The following is a 17,873-nucleotide window of genomic DNA, read 5'->3' on the forward strand; positions in this document are numbered from 1 at the left end:
AGCACCGCGCGCCTGCGATGGTCTCGCGGGCGCCCGGCTCTGGTTTTCGCGTGAGCCGAAGCGCGATCACTCGCGATTCTGCGCCCGCAAAATTGGTTGAGGTCTTATGCGGATCGCGTGGTGGGTTCGGACGCAGGCGTGCCGAACTTTTTGCCGATGAGGTAATCGATGGAAATCATGCCCGGGCCGAAGATGAGCACGATTAAGACGGCGAAGAGGAATTGAAATTCAGCGGCGCTGACGAATTTGTCAGGATCGCTGAAGATGGCGCGGAGCGCTTCGTTGTCCGCGGTGACGTAGGCGACGCAGAGGAGGAAGGCGAGGGGGATGGAGATGAGGCGCGAGCCGAGCCCGATGAGGAGCAGCAGGCCGCCGAAGCATTCGGTGGCGCCGGCCAGGATGGCATTGAGCGCGGGAAAGGGGATGTGCAGGCTGGCGAAATATTCCGTCGGCCGGCTGAGGTCGCTGAGTTTGCCTTTTCCCGTCAGGAAGAAGGCCCAGCCCCAATAAAGCCGCACGGCGAGCAGGAACGGGCACTTCAGGCAAGAGGCGACGCGAATGAGCAGGGCGTAGGCGGTGCGGGCGCGGGCGACGAGAGGATGCGTGTTCATGGCAAGGTGTTGCTGAGGACGACGAACGCCGCCGGCGTTTGATTGCACAGACCAGAAGTTTTTTCGCGCATGGGGGAAAGCGAGACTACTGAAGGGAGCGGCATGCTAGGGAATGGGGGGCCGGACGGGAAGTAGGAATTGCGTGAGAAGCGTGCGACGGCTAAACCACCCCGCGACCACTATTACGCAGCAACCCTTACCTTGGACGCCTCCCGCGACATTTCTACTCCGACCGATGCCGACCGGCTGCAGACGGGCTACCGCTACGCGCTGGCGCTGACGCATCACCTGGAGGACGCGCAGGACCTGGTGCATGAGTCGTGGCTGAACCTGTCGCGCCGCTACGGGCGGGTGGAGTCGAATGCGGTGCTGTTCACGGCGGTGCGGAATCTGTTTATCGACCAGTGCCGGCGGAAAAAGATCGTGCAGTTTGAATCGCTCGATGTGCCGGAGGCGCCGGACGTGCCCGAGCTCGCGGAGAATCAACCGGGGTTGCAGGGCGACGTGGATGCGCTGCTGGCGATCCTGCGGCCGGTGGAGCGTGAAGCCATCTTCCTGCATTATTACGAGGGGCGCACGGCGGAGGAGATCGGGCAGCTGACGAGCCAGCCGCGGGGCACGGTGCTGAGCCTGCTGCATCGCGCGATCGCCAAGCTGCGCGAGGCCGCGGTGCAAGTGGATGGCAAAACCAAGTGCAATCAGTGGCTGCTGTTGTTCGTTACTTTCTTTTGAGTGATGTCTGATCTCCGCCCACAAATCCAAAAGCACTACGACGCGCAGGCGCTGCCTGCGGCGAAGGTGGCGGCTATTCTCGCGGAGGGGAAAACGGCAGCGGAGGGCGGGGAGAAGGTGGTCGAGATGCCCGAGCGCGCCAAGTCCACGGTAGTCAGGTCGACGATCTTCCGGCCGCTTTTGTGGGCGGTGGCGGCCGGCCTGGCGATATGGATCGGGCTGACCGCGGATTGGACGGCGCTCCGCCCGAATGGGGCGGTTTCGTACGCCCAGGTTTTTGCCCCGCGGGTGGTGGAATTTATGGGCGTGGGGCCGAAGCTGCCGAAGCGTTCGCAGGATCCGGAGGAATTACGGACATGGTTGCTCGCCCAGGGCGCGCCGGCGGATTTCCAGATTCCGGTGAAGCTGCGTCCGTTGAAGAGTTTCGGCTGCGAGGTGGTGGATGTACACGGTCGTCCGGCCTACCTCACGTGCTTTTGGGCGGAGAAGAAACCGGGAGTCGATGACGGCTCGCTGGTGCATTTGCTGGTGGCGAAGCGGAGCGATTTCAAGGACGTGCCGCCGGCGACGCCACAGTTCCGCGAGATGAGCGGATGGAGCTTTGCGGCGTGGAGCGAGGGCGATGTGATCTACACGATGGCGGCGAAAGCGCCGCTGGGGCAGTTGCAGAAGTTTGTCGCGAGCGCGGGCGGGCGGCCTTCGCCGGTCCTGGCGGCAACGCCTTTCGGCGGCTTCAGTTCTTGAGCTTGTTGAGTTCGCCCAGGACGGCGGCTTGCGTGAGGATTTCGGGAAGCAGGACCGGCTCCGCGTCGCCACCCGGATAGAGCAGGTAGACCGGTACGCCGGCGCGTCCGAATTTTTTCAAGATGGCGGTGATGTCCGCTTCGCCATTGGTCCAGTCAGCCTTGAGGGTGAGGACATTCTTTTGCCGGAGCGCGGCGCGGACGGGGTCGGTGTTGATGACGAACTTCTCGTTGTATTTGCAGTTCAGGCACCAGTCGGCTGTGAAATCGATGAAGACAGGCTGGCCTTTCTTGGTGGCCTCGGCGACGCGTTCGGCAGTCCAGGGGAGCCAGGTGAGGCCGCCTGGTTCGGTGGGGCCTTCGGTGTTCGCAGTTTTGGGAGCGGCTTCGAGTTTGCCGTTGAGGAACACGAAGTAACCGCCGGCCACCAAGGCGATGATGAGCAGCCACGACACGATGCGTCCGGCCATGACGCCGTAGACCCAGCAAGCGACGCCGAGCACGAGCAGGAAACTGCTCACCGCAATGAGGGGATCGATCCCGCGGCTTTGCCCCAGCACGCCGAGCAGCCAGACGACCACCCCGAGCATGATGAAGCCCATGAGTTGCTTGAGCCGCTCCATCCACATGCCGGGCTTGGGCAGGAAGCGCATCCACGCGGGATTGGCGGTGAGCAGGAAATAGGGGAGGCTCATGCCGGCGGCGATGGCGGTGAAAATGAGATAGACGACATGCGCCGGGGCGACGAAAGCGAAGCCGAGGACCGCGCCAAGGAAAGGCGCCGTGCAGGAGGTGCCGAGCAGCGTCGTGAACATGCCGTGCAGGAAGGCGCCGCTGAAGCCTTCCTTGCTCGAGAGTTCGCTGAGTTTGGAAGCAGTGCCGCCACCGAGGGCGATCTCGAAAACGCCGAGCAGATTGAGCCCGAAGACGAAGACCAGGGCGATGAGCGTGACGAGGATGCCGACGTGCTGGAACTGGAAGCCCCAATTGAGGCCGATACCGTTGGCGCGCAGGACGGCGATGAGCGTGGCGAGGCCGAGGAAGAAGGCGAAGACGCCGGCGACAAAAGCGAGGCCGAGATGGAAGACGCGCCGTGGATGTTCGCCGGCTTGCTGCACGAAGCCGAAGATTTTCAGGGCGATAACCGGCAGGACGCAGGGCATCAAATTCAAGATGAGACCGCCGAGGAAAGCGCTCCAGAGGATGGCGGGGAGGCTGTGATCAGGTGTAACGGGAGGGGGGGCTGGAGTGGCCGCAACCGAGGGAACTCCTGCCGGGCTGCTGGAGCTATCGATGAGCCAGCCTTCACGGGGTGCGTCACCTCTATTGGTCGCGATGACGCCGCGCCACGGGAGATTCGGTTTGCCGCCTTCCTCGATGGGGAGGGTGATGGTGCGCGAACCGTCGGCGGCAATTTCGCCGGCGACAGGATGCGCGGGCTTGGCGTCACCGGGCGGCAACGGAAAGAACTCGGCTTTGAATTCCTTCGGCAGCCCTTCGATGCGGAGAGAAAGCTCATTGGCCTTGCTGGTGTCCCACCTCACGGTGAATGGCGTGGGGGTGGTCTTGGGCAATTGCGCCCGCCATTGGGTGAAGAGTTCGGTGTTTGCCGGCTGCGCGTTTCCTCCGGCGAGCGCCAGGGCGAGATCGGCATTGCCCGGCACACAGGTGTGCGGATCGCACATCTGCCACTTCACTTTCGCTTTGATGGTGATCAGTCCCGGTGGCAATTGCGCGGGTGGTTTGATCTCCGTGAAAAGCAGCGCCTCGTGGAGGTAGACGTAGTTCAGGAAATCACCCGCGCCGATATGTGCTTCGGGCAAGGGCCATTGCAAAGGGCCAGCGGTAAAGCCCGGCGGCAGTTCCCAATCGATGCTGGTGGCCTGACCCAGGTCGCCGACGAACTGCCAGTAGATGTCCCATTCGGGGTCGATCTCGAAGCGTACCCCGACGGTGAACGGCTTGCCCGGCGTCACTGCCGTATTGTCCGCGACCAGCGTCACCGTGACCGCTTTGACCTTCTGCGTCTCCTGCTGGGCGAAAGCCGGTGCGAAGGCGGCGGCCAGCCAGCAGGCGAAGATGGCGAGAAGGCGAAAGGAGCGGGATGGTGAAAAAGGAGGCTGCATACGATTAGCCAATAGGAGACAGACCACCTACGGGTCGGGTGAGTTCAAATCGAACAACGAACCGGTGTGCCGCTTGATTGCGGCGAAGGGCTATTTGGCCACGCCCATGGGCCAGGTGTCCGTGCGGAAGGGCGACGCGGGCAGGCCGGTGTTGTTGATGAGATTGCACTCGGGATCATCGTCCCAAGCGTAGCGCACCGCCACGGGATTCGGCACTTCGGGGCTGGTGATCACGACATGGTCGCCCTGGATCTCGGCGTCGGCCCAGACGAATTTGCGGTCTTCACCCGCGATGGCGAAGCCTTTGATTTTTCCGCCGTCCGCGGCCTTCATGCCTTCGCCATTGCGGAACGTGAGGCGGGCCTTGCCGTCCTCGATCTGGAAGCCACTGGGCAGCGGGCCGGAGTATTCCTGGTCGCGATAGTAGACGGTCGCTTCGGCCCAAAGCGCGAGGCGCAGACCAACGTCCTGTTTGTTTTTCGGATGAATATTGCCGGACTCGCCGATGTCGATGATCACGGCCATGCCGGTATGTGGGACTTCCAAGGTCTCGAGCTGGGCTTCGCGCAGGCGTGCCCAATTGGTGTCCGTGGGCTGCGCGTGGCGTTGCATGAAATTGGCGAGTTGCACGTAGAGGAACGGGAAGTCTTCGATCTGCCACGCCTGGCGCCAGCTACGGATCATGGCTGGGAAGAGTTTCTTGTAGAGATCGGGACCGCCGGCGTTGGCTTCGCCTTGATACCAGATGGCGCCACGGATGGTGTAATTGAGGATTGGGGCGATCATACCGTTGTAAAGGCAGGAGGGACTGCCCAAACCCTCGCCGCCGCGTGGTGCGCGAGGTGGCTTGGGCGCTTCGGCGCCAGGTGCGGGCGGGGTCTTGGTCGCTTCCTTCCAGGCGGCGAGTTCCTTGTCGTATTTCTCCTTGGCTTGGGGATAAGCCGCGACCGCTTTGTCCCAGGATTCAAAGATCGGCTGGAAGGCAGGGTTGGCGGCGAGGGCTTTTTTCGGCGTCCAGAATTCGGCCGGAGTACCGCCCCAGGAGGTGTGAATTACCCCGATCGGTTGCTTGAGGGTCTGGTAGAGACGGCGGGCGAAGAAATAGCCGACGGCGGAAAAGCCGGGCACCGTCTGCGGCGTGCAGACTTCCCACTTACCCACGCAGTCGTCCGCTGGCTCCGTCTTCGCAGCTTTGGTGACGGTGAACATGCGGATCATCGGGAAATCGGCTGCCTTGGCTTCCTCGGCGGCGTCCTTGCCGGTGGCGACGTGAAATTCCATGTTCGACTGTCCCGAGGCGACCCACACTTCGCCGACGACCACGTTCTTGATGGTGAGGTTGTTCTTGCCGGCGATGGTCATTTCACCCGTGGTGCCGGCGGGAAGAGCTTCGAGTTTCACTCCCCATTTGCCAGCGGCATCGGCTGCAGTATCGGCAGATTTGCCGGCGAATTTCACGATCACTTTTTCACCCGGTGCCGCCCAACCCCAGACGCCGGTGGGCGAGTCCTGCTGGAGGACCATGTTGTCGGAGATGATGGCGGGCAGCTTGACGTCGGCCAGGGCGGTGCCGCCGAAAATGCCGGAGGCGAGGACGAGCGTGTAGAGACGCGAAGTGAGGTGGGATTTCATGGCTGGGGTGGGTGGGAGTGTGCTGGGTAGATTGGGAGACGGATGATCAGTTGCCGAGGAAGTTTGCGCCTTCGGCTTCGACCCGGAAGATGTCGGGCAGCGCATTGATTTCGAATTGCACGGCGAGGGTGTGGAGTCCGGCGGCGAGTTCGGGCGTGGGATTGGGCTCGGAGGCGATAGCGAGGGGCTGGCCGTCGAGCCAGGCTTTGCTGACGCCGGTGAGGTTGATGTGCGTTTTGCCCGCGGCGGCGAGTTGGAATTGCGCACTGGCGATGACGGTATTGCCGGCGATCGGCATCTGCCCCAGCGCGGCCGTGAACTGCTCGCGCGGCAGGCGGCCATCGATGAGCGTGTAGGCGGGTGGCGCGTCGGCAATCTTGTCACCGCGTTCCGCTTCGGCGGCTTGCGAGCCGGGATAAATCCTCCACAAGCGGGCGATGCTGCCTTTGCTGGCGTCGAAGGGGCCGGGGCGGCCGATCTGGCTGAGGAAGGCGAACAGACTGCGCTTTTCCGTGAAGTCGAGCGCGTCCGTCAGGGCCGGCGGCATGAGGCTGCCAACGAGGTCGCGCTTGACGATGTTCGCTTTCACCAGCGGGATTTCGGGTACCGGGCCGGGCCGGATGAATTGCTCCGTGGCGGTTTCGCGCGTGGGAATGCCGGTGAGCTGCGAGCCGTCTTTCATCGTGTAGGCAAAGGCGTGATAGCCTTCCTTCACCTTGGCGGCGGGATCGTAAACGCTTTCGACGATGTAATCGAGCGGGGCGCTGGCGCCGAGGCTGGAGAGATCGGGGCCGAGCTTGCCGCCCGCGCCGCCGATCGAATGACAGAGCACACAACCGATGCGGCGATAAATGAGTTCGCCTTGCCCGGGGTCGGAGCCCTTTTGGATGTTCTGGACCATGCCGGCGATTTCTCCCGCGATATCGCGTGGGGCCGCGGCGGCTTTGCCACCGGCGGCCTCGATGGCCTTGGTGAGTAAGACACTGGCCCGCCCTTTTTCGCGCGCGGCTTTCAAGGCAGAGGCGAGCACGGGAGCGGGAAGCTCCTTGGCCCAGGCGGCATCGTCGAACTTCGCTTTCAACGCGTCGATGCCACCCTGGATGCTCATCAATTGCCGCCAGCCAGCAATCGCTTCGCCGTCGCTGGGCGCATCGCGCATGACCGGCTGGACCTGAGGTAGCGCGGCGGAAAGCTTCAAGCCAGCGAGGGCGCCGAGCGCGGTGCGGCGGATGCCGAAGGACTGCTCGGGCGCGCAGAGATTGGTGAGCGTGGTGACGGCTTCATTGCCGCCGAGAGCGCGCAGGCCCTCGATGGCGGCGACGCGCAGCGGGCTTTTCGCGGTCTTGTCGCCAGCCACTTTGGGCAGGAAGGCGGCAGCGTCCTTCGTCTTCCAGGCACCGGCGAGTTGGAGCAGGCTGGGACGCAGCTTTTCCGGTGCGGCTTCGGCGATCTTCTCGAGCGCGAGCTCGCCCTCGGGGCGCACTCCGCGGTCGCGTGCGGCGGTCAGCAACGCGGCCAGGACGCGCTGGGCGTCGGCTTCGGGGAGGTTGGGAATCTTCACGCTAGCGGTATCGACGCCTGGGCAGCAGTCGGGGCCGTAGAAGAGCACGAGCGCCTCGAAGAGTTTGGAAAGTTCCTTTGGCCCACCGGCGCGACCGACGAGTTCGATCCACGGGCCCTTGGTGAAGTCGAGTTTCGGGTCGCTGAGGATCTTGGCGAGCGCGGTGCCGGCGAGGGCAGGATCGATGGCGTTGAGGCCATACTCGAGCTGCTTCTCGCGGCCCTCGATCTTCCACGCACCGTTGGCGATGGCCTCGGTCCAGGGCTTGGCGAGGTCGTTGATGGAGAGCCAGGTGGCGTAGTCGAGGAAGGGGTCGGCGCCATCGTTCTTCGCGGCGGCGTTGAGCACGAACGTCGCGCTTTCGGCGGTCGGGATCGCGCCGAGTACGCGCACGGCGCCGAGGCGCACGCGCGGGTGCGGATGCTCGACGTAGGCTTCAAGCATCGCCAGCAACTGCGCGCGGAAGGCATCGCGCTTCTCTGGACGGTCGCCAAAGACGGCTTCCGCCGTGGCGGCTTGCGAGAGCAGAAGCGGCAGAGTCTGGGCGATGCTTTCGCCGGACATGCTGGCGATCGAATCGCGGACCTGCGTGGCGTTGATCGACTGTGCCAGCGGGATGAAGGCGTCGAGATGCAGTCCGTAGTAAGCGCTGCGCAGGAGATTGAGCTGAGCGTAACGCGTGGCGTCCGGCTGGCCGCGGAGGTACTCGCGGCTGGCGCTTTCGATCTGCGAAGCGGGCTTCATCGCGAGGACGCGCAGGAGCTGTTCGCGCACCCACAGGTTCTGTTGGGCGGCCGGTTGGGGATAGAGTGCGAAGAGGGCAGCGGTGCTCTGCTTCGTGAGGTCCTCCCATTGCACGAGCGGGGCGTCCTTCTTGGTGATGCGCCAGATTCGGCCATGGGTGTGATCGCGGCGCGGATCGCGGAAATCGACTTCGCCGTGATTGATGACGGGATTGCTCCAGTCGGCGACGTAGAGCGCGCCGTCGGGGCCGAGCTTCACGTCGATGGGGCGGAAAGCAACGTCGCTGGTGCGGACCACGTCGGGCATTTCCTTCGTGGTGTAGCCAGCCTGTGCGGGCGTGCCCTTGGCGAGATCGGTGATGCCGAAGCGCACGATGCGGTGGGCGCGGAAGTCGCAGGTGATGGCGTTGCCCTGCCAGTCGGTGGGAAAGTGGGGTGAGCGGATGAGTTCCAGGCCCGCGAACTTCGGATAAGTGCCGGGGCTGATGCTCTGCATCGTGCGACGGGCGCCTTCCGAGGGCGCGAAGATTGAGCCGGGGAAACTCCAGGTGATGCCCGTCGAGCCGGCGCCATCGGTTTGAAAACTCTGGCCCCATTCATCGAACTGGTGACCCCACGAATTCCACAGCCCGCGGTCGAAGACCTCCACCTTCTCGGTGCGCGGATCCCACGCGAGGACGCCGCCGGCGTTCAACCGCACCACGCCCCAGGGCGTTTCCGTATGGGTGTGGATGTAGATGCTCTGGTCCATGTAGAGTCGGCCATCCGGGCCCCACTTGAGCGTGTGCAGAATGTGATGCGTGTCCTCCGTGCCGAACCCAGAGAGGACGATGCGGCGCCGGTCGGCCTTGCCCGAGCCCTTGGTGTCTTCAAAGTAGAGCAACTGCGTCGACTGGCCGACGAAGCAGCCATAACGCTGCGGCATCCCTTGCTTGGTCGGGAGCGCGGTCGGGGCGATGCCGGTGGGCAGGAGCAGCCCTTGGGCGAAGACCGTGCTCGTCGTTGCCTTGCCGCTGTGGTCGGGATCGTCGAGGATGATGATCTTGTCGGTCTCTTCGCCGCCGGGTGCGATCTGCGGATAGAGTGCGCTGCTGGCGACCCACAGGCGGCCTTGCGGGTCCCAGTTCATTTGGGTCGGCTTGAAGAGCAGGGGATTCTCCGCCCAGAGCTCGATCTGGAGGCCATCGTCGAGGGTGAACTCCGGCTTGGGCAACGGCGCGATGGGCTCGGGATCTTTTGTGGCCGGAATGGGGGCGACCGGGGCCGGCTGGCCGCTGGCCTGCGCCTGCGCGCCAGCTTTTTTCAAACGATCGATTTCCACTTCGACCGCTTCGATGAGCGGATCGAACTCGGGAATCTCCTTGGCGTTTTGTCCCTGCTCGTGTTTGCGGAAACCGAAGAGGTAGGTGGAATTCGCGGGACGCCAGCGGTGGAAGAAGAGTTCGTTTTTGCGGATGATGGTGGGCCGGAGGGAAGGGGATGGCCTCGCGTCCATCTCCCAGCCCAACTGGCTGCTCACGACGCTTCCGAAGACGTTGTAACCCAATTCATTCAGATGAATTCCGTTGTCGGTCAGGACGGGTTGCGGGCCGGGCAGATGTTCTGCCAAGGCGGAAGCCAGCTCACCCAGCGAGACAAATGGTGCCGTGCGCTCTTTGGCCAATTCCGCGATGGCCGCGGAATACTGCTCGAGCAGCTTGTTGTGCGCTGTCGGATCCGGGAGGCCGGGCTTCTGTTTCCGCAGGTCTTCATGCCGGATCGGCGAAAGTAAAATATAGCGCACGCCACTGCCGCCCTGGGTCTTGTTTGCGGCGTCGATCGCATCCATGAGCTGGCCGAGCTCGCCCTTGAAGCGCGCGGCGCTCATCGGCTTCGCGCCGTAGCGGACGGGATCGGGATTGAGCGTGGGATCGCCGGAGCGGTCGGTCATTTCCTGCAAACTCGCGGCCATGCCGTAGCCGAGGAAGACGACCGTCGGCTTGACGAGATCGATCTGCTCTTTCAAGCGCTCGAAGCCTTTGACCGCGGGATCGAAGCTGGCGCGCGACCAGCCCAGTGGCGTATCGGCGGAGAAGGCGAGATTGCGCACGATGAAGTGGCGGTCGGGAAACTGCTCGTGCATCCGCGATTCGAGGTAACCGTAGGTGCCTTCGCGCTCGAGCAAGGTATCGCCGAGGAAGAGGACGCGTTCGCCGTCCCTGATTTCAAAAGTTTCGGCGGCGTGGAGCGAGGCCAGGCCGAGGATACAGGCGAGAAGGCAAAGGAGCGGGCGCATGAGGCGAGGAAGCATATGGGGAAGAGGCTGCCGGGAGAATCGATGAGAGGGTGTCTGTCTTAGGCGCGTGAGCGTCGCCTGTCCCGCCCTTTTTCAAAGAAGACAATCAGGCCCATGCCGGCGATGAAGCCGCCGATATGCGCGGCGTAGGCGACACCGCTGGTCTCGATGCCCTGCGCTCGGGCGGCGAGGAACTGGGAGACGATTTGCAATCCGATCCAGCCGAGCAGAAAGAACCACGCGGGGAGTTCCACGATGCGAATGAAGAAAAAGATCGGGATGAGGGTGAGGACGCGAGCCTTGGGATGATGCAGCAGATAGGCGCCGAGCACGCCGCTGATGGCGCCGCTCGCGCCGACGAGGGGAACTTCCGAGCGAGGCGCGATCGCGGTGAAGGCCAGCGTAGCGGCGATGCCGCAGAGCAAATAGAAGATCAGGTAACGGATCGGCCCGCAGTTGTCCTCGATGTTGTTTCCAAAGATCCAAAGGAACCACATGTTGCCGATGAGGTGCATCCAGCCGCCGTGCATGAACATGGAGGTGAAGACATGGGTCCATCGGCCCGCGAGGTGATTGGTGAGTTCGATGGGCAAAAATCCGGCTCGGTCGACGGATTGCTCGAGGCCGACACTTTGCTGCCATCCGATAAAGACGAAGGCGTTCACCGCGATGATCAGCAGGGTGACAAACGGAAAGGTGCGCGTCGGCTGGTTGTCGCGGAGCGGAATCATGGAAGGGCGAAGGCTGGTTTAACCGCAGAGGCGCGGAGGCACAGAAAGACGAAACAGTCTTCGCAAGCCATCCCTTGGCGCGAGCCAGTGACGGCCTCTATACGTCGCAGATGCGGACGCCGTCGGCGAGGGAGGCGACTTTGTCTTCGCGGACGGGGATGAACTCCTGGCCGACGTAGCCGGTGTAGCCGATGTCGAGCAGGGCCTGCATGAGCGCGGGGTAGTTGAGCTCCTGCGTGCCGTCGATTTCGTTGCGGCCGGGAACGCCGGCGGTGTGGACATGGGCGATATACTCCTTGTGCTGGCGGATGCGGCTGATGACGTCGCCGTGCATGATCTGCACGTGATAAAGGTCGAAGAGGACCTTGCAGCGGGGGGAGCCGACCTGGCGGCAAATCTCAATGGTGCGCTCCATGGAATCGCAGAAGTAATCGGGGTGGCCTTTCATGGTCACGTTGACGCGGGAGTTGAGCATCTCGATGCAGAGCGTGACTTTCTTCTCCTCGGCGAGGGGGATGAGTTCCTTGAGGCCGGCGACCATGTTGGCGATGCCTTCGTCATCGCTCAGCCCGCGACGGAAACCGGAAAAAGTGATCACACGCTCGACGCCGGCGGCGGCGCATTGCTCGATGCGTTCGCGGAGTTTCGCCTGGCACTCGGCCCATTCCTCGCGGTGCGCGAAGCCCTTGGCGAAGCCGTGCGAGCTGGCGATGGCGATGGTCATGCCGAGTTCCTTGATGAGCGGCCAGTACTTCGGATCGATCAACTCCACGGAAGAGAGTCCGAGCGCGGCGCTGTGGTGGATGAGTTCTTCCGGTGGCATGGGATTGAAGCACCACGGGACGACCGATTGCTTGATGCGCCCATTCTTCACCCGGAAAAGACCGGTCGCGGCGGAGACGGGAGCGGCCAGGGTTTTGTCCGTTTCCAAGAGCTTGGGGCTCTGCGCGCGGGCGGTGAAGCCGAGGGCGGCGGCAGCAGCGGTCTTGATGGCGGTGCGGCGGGTCTGGGAGGGCATGACGGGAAAGATTCACCGGCATCGCACGGCGCTCAACTCCAATTGCGGTGTTGGACCAAGGAATTGCCATTGAATCTTCGGCGCGACCGGCAAACATCGCGGCTGCCATGTTTCCCCGTGCCCTCCTCTTGCTGCTTTGCTTCGCCGCCTCGCTGTTCGCCGAAGAACCGAAACCCAACATCGTCTTCATCCTTTGCGACGACCTCGGGGCGAATGATCTCTCCTGCTACGGGCGCAAGGACCAGCCGACGCCGAATCTTGATCGGCTGGCGGGGCAAGGCATGCGCTTTACGTCCGCGTATTGCGCTTCACCGATCTGCTCGGCGTCGCGGGCGGCGATCATGACGGGCAAGGCGCCAGGACGTTTGCACATCACCAATTTTCTGCCCGGCCATGCCGATGCAGTCTCGCAAAAACTCATCCAACCGGAGATCGAGGGGCAGCTCCCGCTGGAGGAAACGACCATGGCGGAGGCGTTGCACGGGGCGGGTTATGTCTCCGCGTGCATTGGAAAATGGCATCTCGGCGGGCCCGGTTTTCTACCGAAAGACCAGGGTTTCGACTTTGCTTTTGCCGGGCATGCGAACACCACACCGAGCGCGACGGAAGGCGGTAAGGGTGAGTATGAACTGACTGCCGCGGCGGAGAAGTGGATCGAGGAAAACAAGGATCATCCTTTCTTTCTCTACCTCGCGCATAATTGTCCGCACGTGCCGCTGGCGGCCAAGCCGGAGCAGATCGAGAAGCACAAGGATGCGTGGAATCCGGTTTACGCGGCGATGATCGAGACGCTCGATGATTGCGTGGGGCGGGTGATGGCGAAGGTCGAGACGCTCGGTCTCGCGGAGCGGACCATTTTCATTTTCACGAGCGACAATGGCGGCCTGCACGTGTTGGAAATGCCAAATACGCCCTCGACCTACAACGCGCCTTTCCGCGCGGGCAAAGGCTATCTCGAGGAAGGCGGCTTGCGCGAGCCGCTCATCGTGCGCTGGCCGGGGAAGATCAAGGCCGGGGTCACGAATGACACCCCGGTGATGCTCTACGATTTCATGCCGACGTTGATGACGGCCGCCGGCTTGGACGTGGCGCACACCGTGGGGCCGCTGGATGGGGTGAACATTCTGCCGCTCCTTACCGGCGGAACGATGCCGCCGCGCACGCTCTACTGGCATTTCCCGAATTACACGAATCAAGGCAGCAAGCCGGCCGGCGCGGTGCGCGATAGGGAGTGGAAATTGATCCAGGACGACGAGACCGGGAACCTCGAGTTGTACAACGTCGTGGCCGATCCTGGGGAGAAGAACGATCTGGCGAAAAGCGAATCAGCACGAGTCTCGGAATTGCAAGGGAAGCTGGCAGCCTGGCGGAAATCAATCGGGGCGCAGATGGGGACGCCGAATGCGGATTTCGACGCGGCTTATCACAAGCGGCTCTACGAGGATGTCGACACGACGCGCCTGGAGCCGGGGTCCAGTTTCGCGGAGTTACGGGCGAAACTGCTGGATTGGCGCGAGGGGATGGATGCGGCGATCAAAGGCCACAAGCCCCACGTCACGCCCCCGACCGGAGACATCCGCCTTTTCGCCAAGGACGCCACGGTCCACGGGGGGACGGCCCGTTATGAGCCGCTCCCCTACAAGAACACGATCGGATTTTGGACGAAGCCGGAGGATTGGGTGAGCTGGGATTTCGAGGTCGCGAAGGCGGGGAAGTATGAAGTGGAGGTGCTGCAAGGGTGCGGCAGTTCCGGAGGATCGGAGGTGGCGGTGGAAGTCGCCGGGCAGACAGTGAAATTTACCGTCGATGCGACGGGGAATTTCCAGAGCTTCATCCAGCGTGTGATCGGGGTCGTGGACTTGAGTGCAGGCAAACAGACGCTTGCGGTGAAGCCGCAGAACAAGGTGGGGGCAGCGGTGATGGATTTGCGCCGCGTCGTGCTCAGGCCAGCGCTGTAATGGCGACGGGCGCCCCGATGCTTGCATCCATGGGCTGACGCGCGCACCGTTCGCCCCCGTGACTGAAACCCGTCCACCCCTCGCTCCTATTTCGCCAGCCACCCGCTCGGCCTTGATCATTGGCGGTCTGTTCTTTGCCTTCATCCTACTGGCGGTCTTTGGCGTGTTGCACGAGGCGCACCGCATTCAACATGAGCGCGAGCAGACCAAGGCGCTCAACAGCCAGACTTCCAGCGGCGAGATGGTGTGGATTCCCGAGGGGAAGATGACGATGGGCGCGATCGACGGCGGATCGGACGAACAGAAGATGCACGACGTGAGAGTGCGCGGTTTCTGGATGGACAAGACCGAGGTGACCAACGAGCAGTTCGCGCGCTTTGTGAAGGAGACGGGTTACATCACCGTGGCAGAGCGCAAGCCGCAAGTCGCGGAAGGCGCGGCGGTGCCGCCGGAACGGCGCGAAGCCGGAGCGTGGGTCTTCACGCCGCCGAAGACCGCGGAGACGGCGAATGAGATCTGGCACTATGTGCCGGGAGCGAATTGGCGCCATCCCGAAGGGCCCGCGTCCAGCATCAAGGGGCGAGAAAAGTTTCCCGTGATACAAGTGTGCTGGGACGACGCGACGGCATTTGCGCGCTGGACGGGAAAACGGCTGCCGACTGAGGCGGAATGGGAATACGCCGCGCGTGGCGGAACCCAGCACGCCCCATTCATCTGGGGCAATGAATTGAAGCCGGGCGGGCGATGGAATGGCAACGTGTGGCAGGGCAGGTTCCCGGTCGAAGACACGGCCGAGGATGGCTTTGCCGGGCTGGCGCCGGTCGGGCGCTTTCGGACGAACGACTTCGGCCTCGCGGACATGGCGGGCAATGTGTGGGAGTGGTGCGCCGATTGGTACAGCGCGACGTACTACAACAAGAGCCCGCACGCCAATCCGACGGGTCCGGAAGCGAGCAGCGATCCCGATGAGCCATCGGTCCCGAAGCGTGTGGCGCGCGGCGGATCGTATCTTAGCAGCGAGACCAACGGGGCCGGCTATCGGCCCAGCGCCCGGCGAAAGGTGGCGCCGGGTTATGCGTGTTCTGACCTGGGATTTCGCTGCGCGCGGAGCACGCAGTAGCGCTCAGCGTCCCGCGGAAAGGAAAGGCTGAATGCTGCCGGCACGCGCGATTGTGCGGCCGAACTCTGTGCTCATAAAGTCGGGATCGGGAATGATGCCCACGCGTCCGAGATCGAGTCGATCGGCATCAAAACAACTGCCGATCGTGGGATCGTCGTTCCGGGCTTCGTCCGTGTGCCACGTGCAGGCATGGATGAGCTTGGTAAAGGAGGCCTCGTCGAGATCGAAGTATTCGCCGCGCATTTCCGACGCGAGGGTGGCGCCGCGCTGACCGTGCTGCGGATCGTGGTTTTCATTGCGGCGGCGCGAATCGTGGAAGATCGCAAACAGCCGCACGATGGTGACATCCGCGCCAGTCCGCGTGGCGAGGAGCAGCCCATTGCGCTCGACGCGACGCCAGTGCGCCGGTCCGTGCGAAGACTGATGGGCTAGAGGAAATTGGTCTGAGACCAATTTCCAAAGTGCCGGCCAATCGATACTCACGCCTTCAGCCCGAGACCGATCTTGTCGCGCAGGTAGGTGATGGCACGTTCGAGTTGTCCCTTTTGGTATTCCTGATCGGCGACGACGGGCTCGGACCCCGCGGGGGCTTTGAAAGGCTCGATGGCGTGGCCGCGCTTGGCGAGGGCGAGGAACGCGGCGAAATCCGCAGCGCGGGCTTTCGGATACGGCTGCCAGAAATCGGGGTGCAGATAAGGAAACGGGCGCGCGAAGCCGGAGATGATCTCGACGGTGAAAGGCGTATTCGGGCAAAGCTCGCCGAAGCGCTTCGCGTAATCCTGCCAGTCGATGAGGCCGTCGCCTGGTGCGGTCCATTGCACGACTGCGCCGTCGGCATTTTCCCAGATCATGGAATCGCGGAGGCCGCAGACGAGGGCGTGCGGGCCGAGGAGTTCGAGGGCCTGCCGTGGATCTTCGAGCGTCCACGTCGTGTTGCCGGAATCCATCGTGGCGCCGACGTACTCGGGGCCGGCTTCCTCGATGAGCCGCACGAGTTCCCACGCCTGCATGTCGCCCGCGTGATTCTCGATGGCGATCTTCACGCCGGCGTCCATGGCGCGGCTCCGCTGCGACTTCAGAACCTTCACAGTGTCTTCGATCCGGGCGTCGATGCCGCCTTCGGTCTTGCGATCGTCGGCCTTGCCCAGTAGGCAGCGGAAGACCGGCGAGCCCACGGCTTGCGCCACGCGAATGCCCAGCGCGAGATGTTCCTCGGCGGTGCCCCACTTGTTGCGGAAGTTTTTCGAGGTGGGGCAAATGCTCCAGCCGCCGGCGTAAATCTCCAGGCCGAGATCGTGCGCCTTTTTCGCCTGGTCGCGCAGGTAGCCATCCTCCAGCGTTTCGTAGGAATCGAGATCGGAGATGAAGAGGACATCGATCTTGAGGGTGGCGGCGTATTCGATCTGGCGCGGGGCTTTCCAGCGAAAGCCGCGGATGGAAAAGTTGTCGAAGCCGAGCTTGAGCTTGCGCGGGGTGATGGCGGGGGTGGATTCAGCGGCGGGCATGGCGGTGGGAAGCAGGTTGATGGCGCTGGCGGCGGCGAGAGTTTGGAGAAAGCGGCGGCGCGGGAGAGAAGCGTCGGGGGTGGGCATGGTGGGGATGGTGCCGTGGGATGAAGTGGAAATGCAACTACAGGGTAAGGGGAGTGAGGACGAAGTGATCCGTGCTCAGTCGTGAGAGCCCATTCCGAGGAAATGAGACAAACCGGTCGTCAAAAAATTAATTCCTCAAAATTGCAGATTGGTATCATGTCGCTGATAAGCAGCTATTTGGAAATGTAATGCTAGGTGGGTTTCGGTCTAAATAGGCTATTGGCATGAGTGGTGCTAATGAGAACACAGGGTTTTTAGGGCTACGCCAGTTGCGACAATGACGCCGGTCAGCACCGGATTTTGCATTCGCGCGTTTCCCGAGGAAACCCACCAAAAACACTATGCAATCTGCCGCCATACTCGCTCACAAAGGATTCGACGGGGTTATTCAAGGTGCGACCCTTTCGGATCTCATTCAAATGGAATGCCTCGCCCTGTCCACCCGCGCGGTGCGTGTGCAGGGATCGGGAACGAGTGGACGTTTGTTTTTCACCGGCGGACAGGTGGTTCATGCTGAGGTGGGCGAAATGAAGGGTGAAGTGGCCCTCTTTGAGATGCTGCGCTGGGCCACGGGCAGCTTCACCGTCGAGGAAGGGGTACGCCCGATCGAGGAGTCGATCCAGCGCGACTGGCACAATCTTTTGCTCGAAGCCGCGCATCATGCCGATGAAGGCACGCAGGCCACGCTCCCGGGCTCCGTTGTTCCACTGCCTCCGCCCAAGTCCACCTCTGATATTATGAACGAAGCCTTTAACGATTCCGAAGTCGTCCACGCCGCGCATTTCACGGAAGATGGCACGCTGGTGGCCAGCAAAGGGGAAGACCCCGAGAGTTTGCAATGTACCTTCGCCTATGTCGTGCAACTCCTCCGCCATGTGGGGACGAGCCTCGGCGCGGAGAACTTGAAGGAAATCAATCTCCTCGCCCCAGAGCAAAAAGCGCTGTGCCTAGTGGACGAGAAGAGCACCACGGTGATGATCACCACGGCCAAGGCCAATTTCGCCAACCTCACCAAGAAACTCGCTTAATTA

General features: G+C 62.8%; 13 protein-coding genes. 5 read left to right on the forward strand and 8 right to left on the reverse strand.

What is annotated here, in order from left to right; all coding sequences use genetic code 11:
* Window positions 1-104: 104 nt before the first annotated feature.
* On the reverse strand, window positions 105-611 hold the full coding sequence (locus ABJF10_RS04415) for a DoxX family protein (protein WP_348543310.1): 507 nt from the start codon (window positions 609-611) through the stop codon (window positions 105-107).
* 201 nt (window positions 612-812) lie between these two features.
* On the opposite strand from ABJF10_RS04415, the gene ABJF10_RS04420 reads away from it, so the two are divergent.
* On the forward strand, window positions 813-1,343 hold the full coding sequence (locus tag ABJF10_RS04420) for a sigma-70 family RNA polymerase sigma factor (RefSeq protein WP_348543311.1): 531 nt from the start codon (window positions 813-815) through the stop codon (window positions 1,341-1,343).
* Between the two features lie 3 nt (window positions 1,344-1,346).
* Window positions 1,347-2,087, forward strand: coding sequence for a hypothetical protein (locus ABJF10_RS04425; protein WP_348543312.1), 741 nt, complete (start codon window positions 1,347-1,349; stop codon window positions 2,085-2,087).
* Here ABJF10_RS04425 and ABJF10_RS04430 read toward each other — a convergent pair.
* The 5 genes from ABJF10_RS04430 to ABJF10_RS04450 form a co-directional block, all read right to left on the reverse strand.
* Window positions 2,077-4,212, reverse strand: a complete 2,136-nt coding sequence (locus ABJF10_RS04430) for a thioredoxin family protein (RefSeq protein WP_348543313.1) — start codon at window positions 4,210-4,212, stop codon at window positions 2,077-2,079. The two genes, ABJF10_RS04425 and ABJF10_RS04430, sit on opposite strands and share 11 nt — an antisense overlap.
* Window positions 4,213-4,302: 90 nt before the next feature.
* Complete coding sequence (locus tag ABJF10_RS04435) at window positions 4,303-5,844, reverse strand: sialate O-acetylesterase (protein WP_348543314.1); 1,542 nt, start codon at window positions 5,842-5,844, stop codon at window positions 4,303-4,305.
* A 46-nt stretch (window positions 5,845-5,890) separates the two neighbouring features.
* Entirely contained in the window at window positions 5,891-10,438 is a 4,548-nt protein-coding gene (locus ABJF10_RS04440) for a PVC-type heme-binding CxxCH protein (RefSeq protein WP_348543315.1), read from the reverse strand.
* 44 nt (window positions 10,439-10,482) lie between these two features.
* Window positions 10,483-11,154: a rhomboid family intramembrane serine protease gene (locus ABJF10_RS04445; RefSeq protein WP_348543316.1), complete on the reverse strand. Its 672-nt coding sequence runs from the start codon at window positions 11,152-11,154 to the stop codon at window positions 10,483-10,485.
* Window positions 11,155-11,251: 97 nt separating this feature from the next.
* Window positions 11,252-12,172 carry a sugar phosphate isomerase/epimerase family protein gene (locus ABJF10_RS04450; RefSeq protein ID WP_348543317.1) on the reverse strand — a complete coding sequence of 307 codons (921 nt, stop codon included), beginning with the start codon at window positions 12,170-12,172 and terminating at the stop codon, window positions 11,252-11,254.
* A gap of 107 nt (window positions 12,173-12,279) precedes the next feature.
* Here ABJF10_RS04450 and ABJF10_RS04455 point away from each other — a divergent pair, with 107 nt between their 5' ends.
* Window positions 12,280-14,130, forward strand: a complete 1,851-nt coding sequence (locus ABJF10_RS04455; RefSeq protein WP_348543318.1) for a sulfatase-like hydrolase/transferase — start codon at window positions 12,280-12,282, stop codon at window positions 14,128-14,130.
* 58 nt (window positions 14,131-14,188) lie between these two features.
* The gene (locus tag ABJF10_RS04460) at window positions 14,189-15,250 is read left to right on the forward strand and encodes a formylglycine-generating enzyme family protein (protein WP_348543319.1); all 1,062 of its coding nucleotides are present in this window, start codon (window positions 14,189-14,191) and stop codon (window positions 15,248-15,250) included.
* A gap of 3 nt (window positions 15,251-15,253) precedes the next feature.
* On the opposite strand, the gene ABJF10_RS04465 is transcribed toward ABJF10_RS04460, so the two are convergent.
* The gene (locus tag ABJF10_RS04465) at window positions 15,254-15,733 is read right to left on the reverse strand and encodes a hypothetical protein (RefSeq protein ID WP_348543320.1); all 480 of its coding nucleotides are present in this window, start codon (window positions 15,731-15,733) and stop codon (window positions 15,254-15,256) included.
* Complete coding sequence (locus ABJF10_RS04470) at window positions 15,730-16,842, reverse strand: sugar phosphate isomerase/epimerase (RefSeq protein ID WP_348543321.1); 1,113 nt, start codon at window positions 16,840-16,842, stop codon at window positions 15,730-15,732. The genes ABJF10_RS04465 and ABJF10_RS04470 overlap by 4 nt, the downstream gene beginning before the upstream one ends.
* 341 nt (window positions 16,843-17,183) lie before the next feature.
* Between ABJF10_RS04470 and ABJF10_RS04475 the strand changes: the two genes are divergently transcribed.
* On the forward strand, window positions 17,184-17,870 hold the full coding sequence (locus tag ABJF10_RS04475) for a DUF4388 domain-containing protein (protein ID WP_348543322.1): 687 nt from the start codon (window positions 17,184-17,186) through the stop codon (window positions 17,868-17,870).
* Window positions 17,871-17,873: the final 3 nt, after the last annotated feature.

Source organism: Chthoniobacter sp. (assembly GCF_040003245.1).
In the GTDB taxonomy this organism is placed as follows: Bacteria; Verrucomicrobiota; Verrucomicrobiia; order Chthoniobacterales; family Chthoniobacteraceae; genus Chthoniobacter.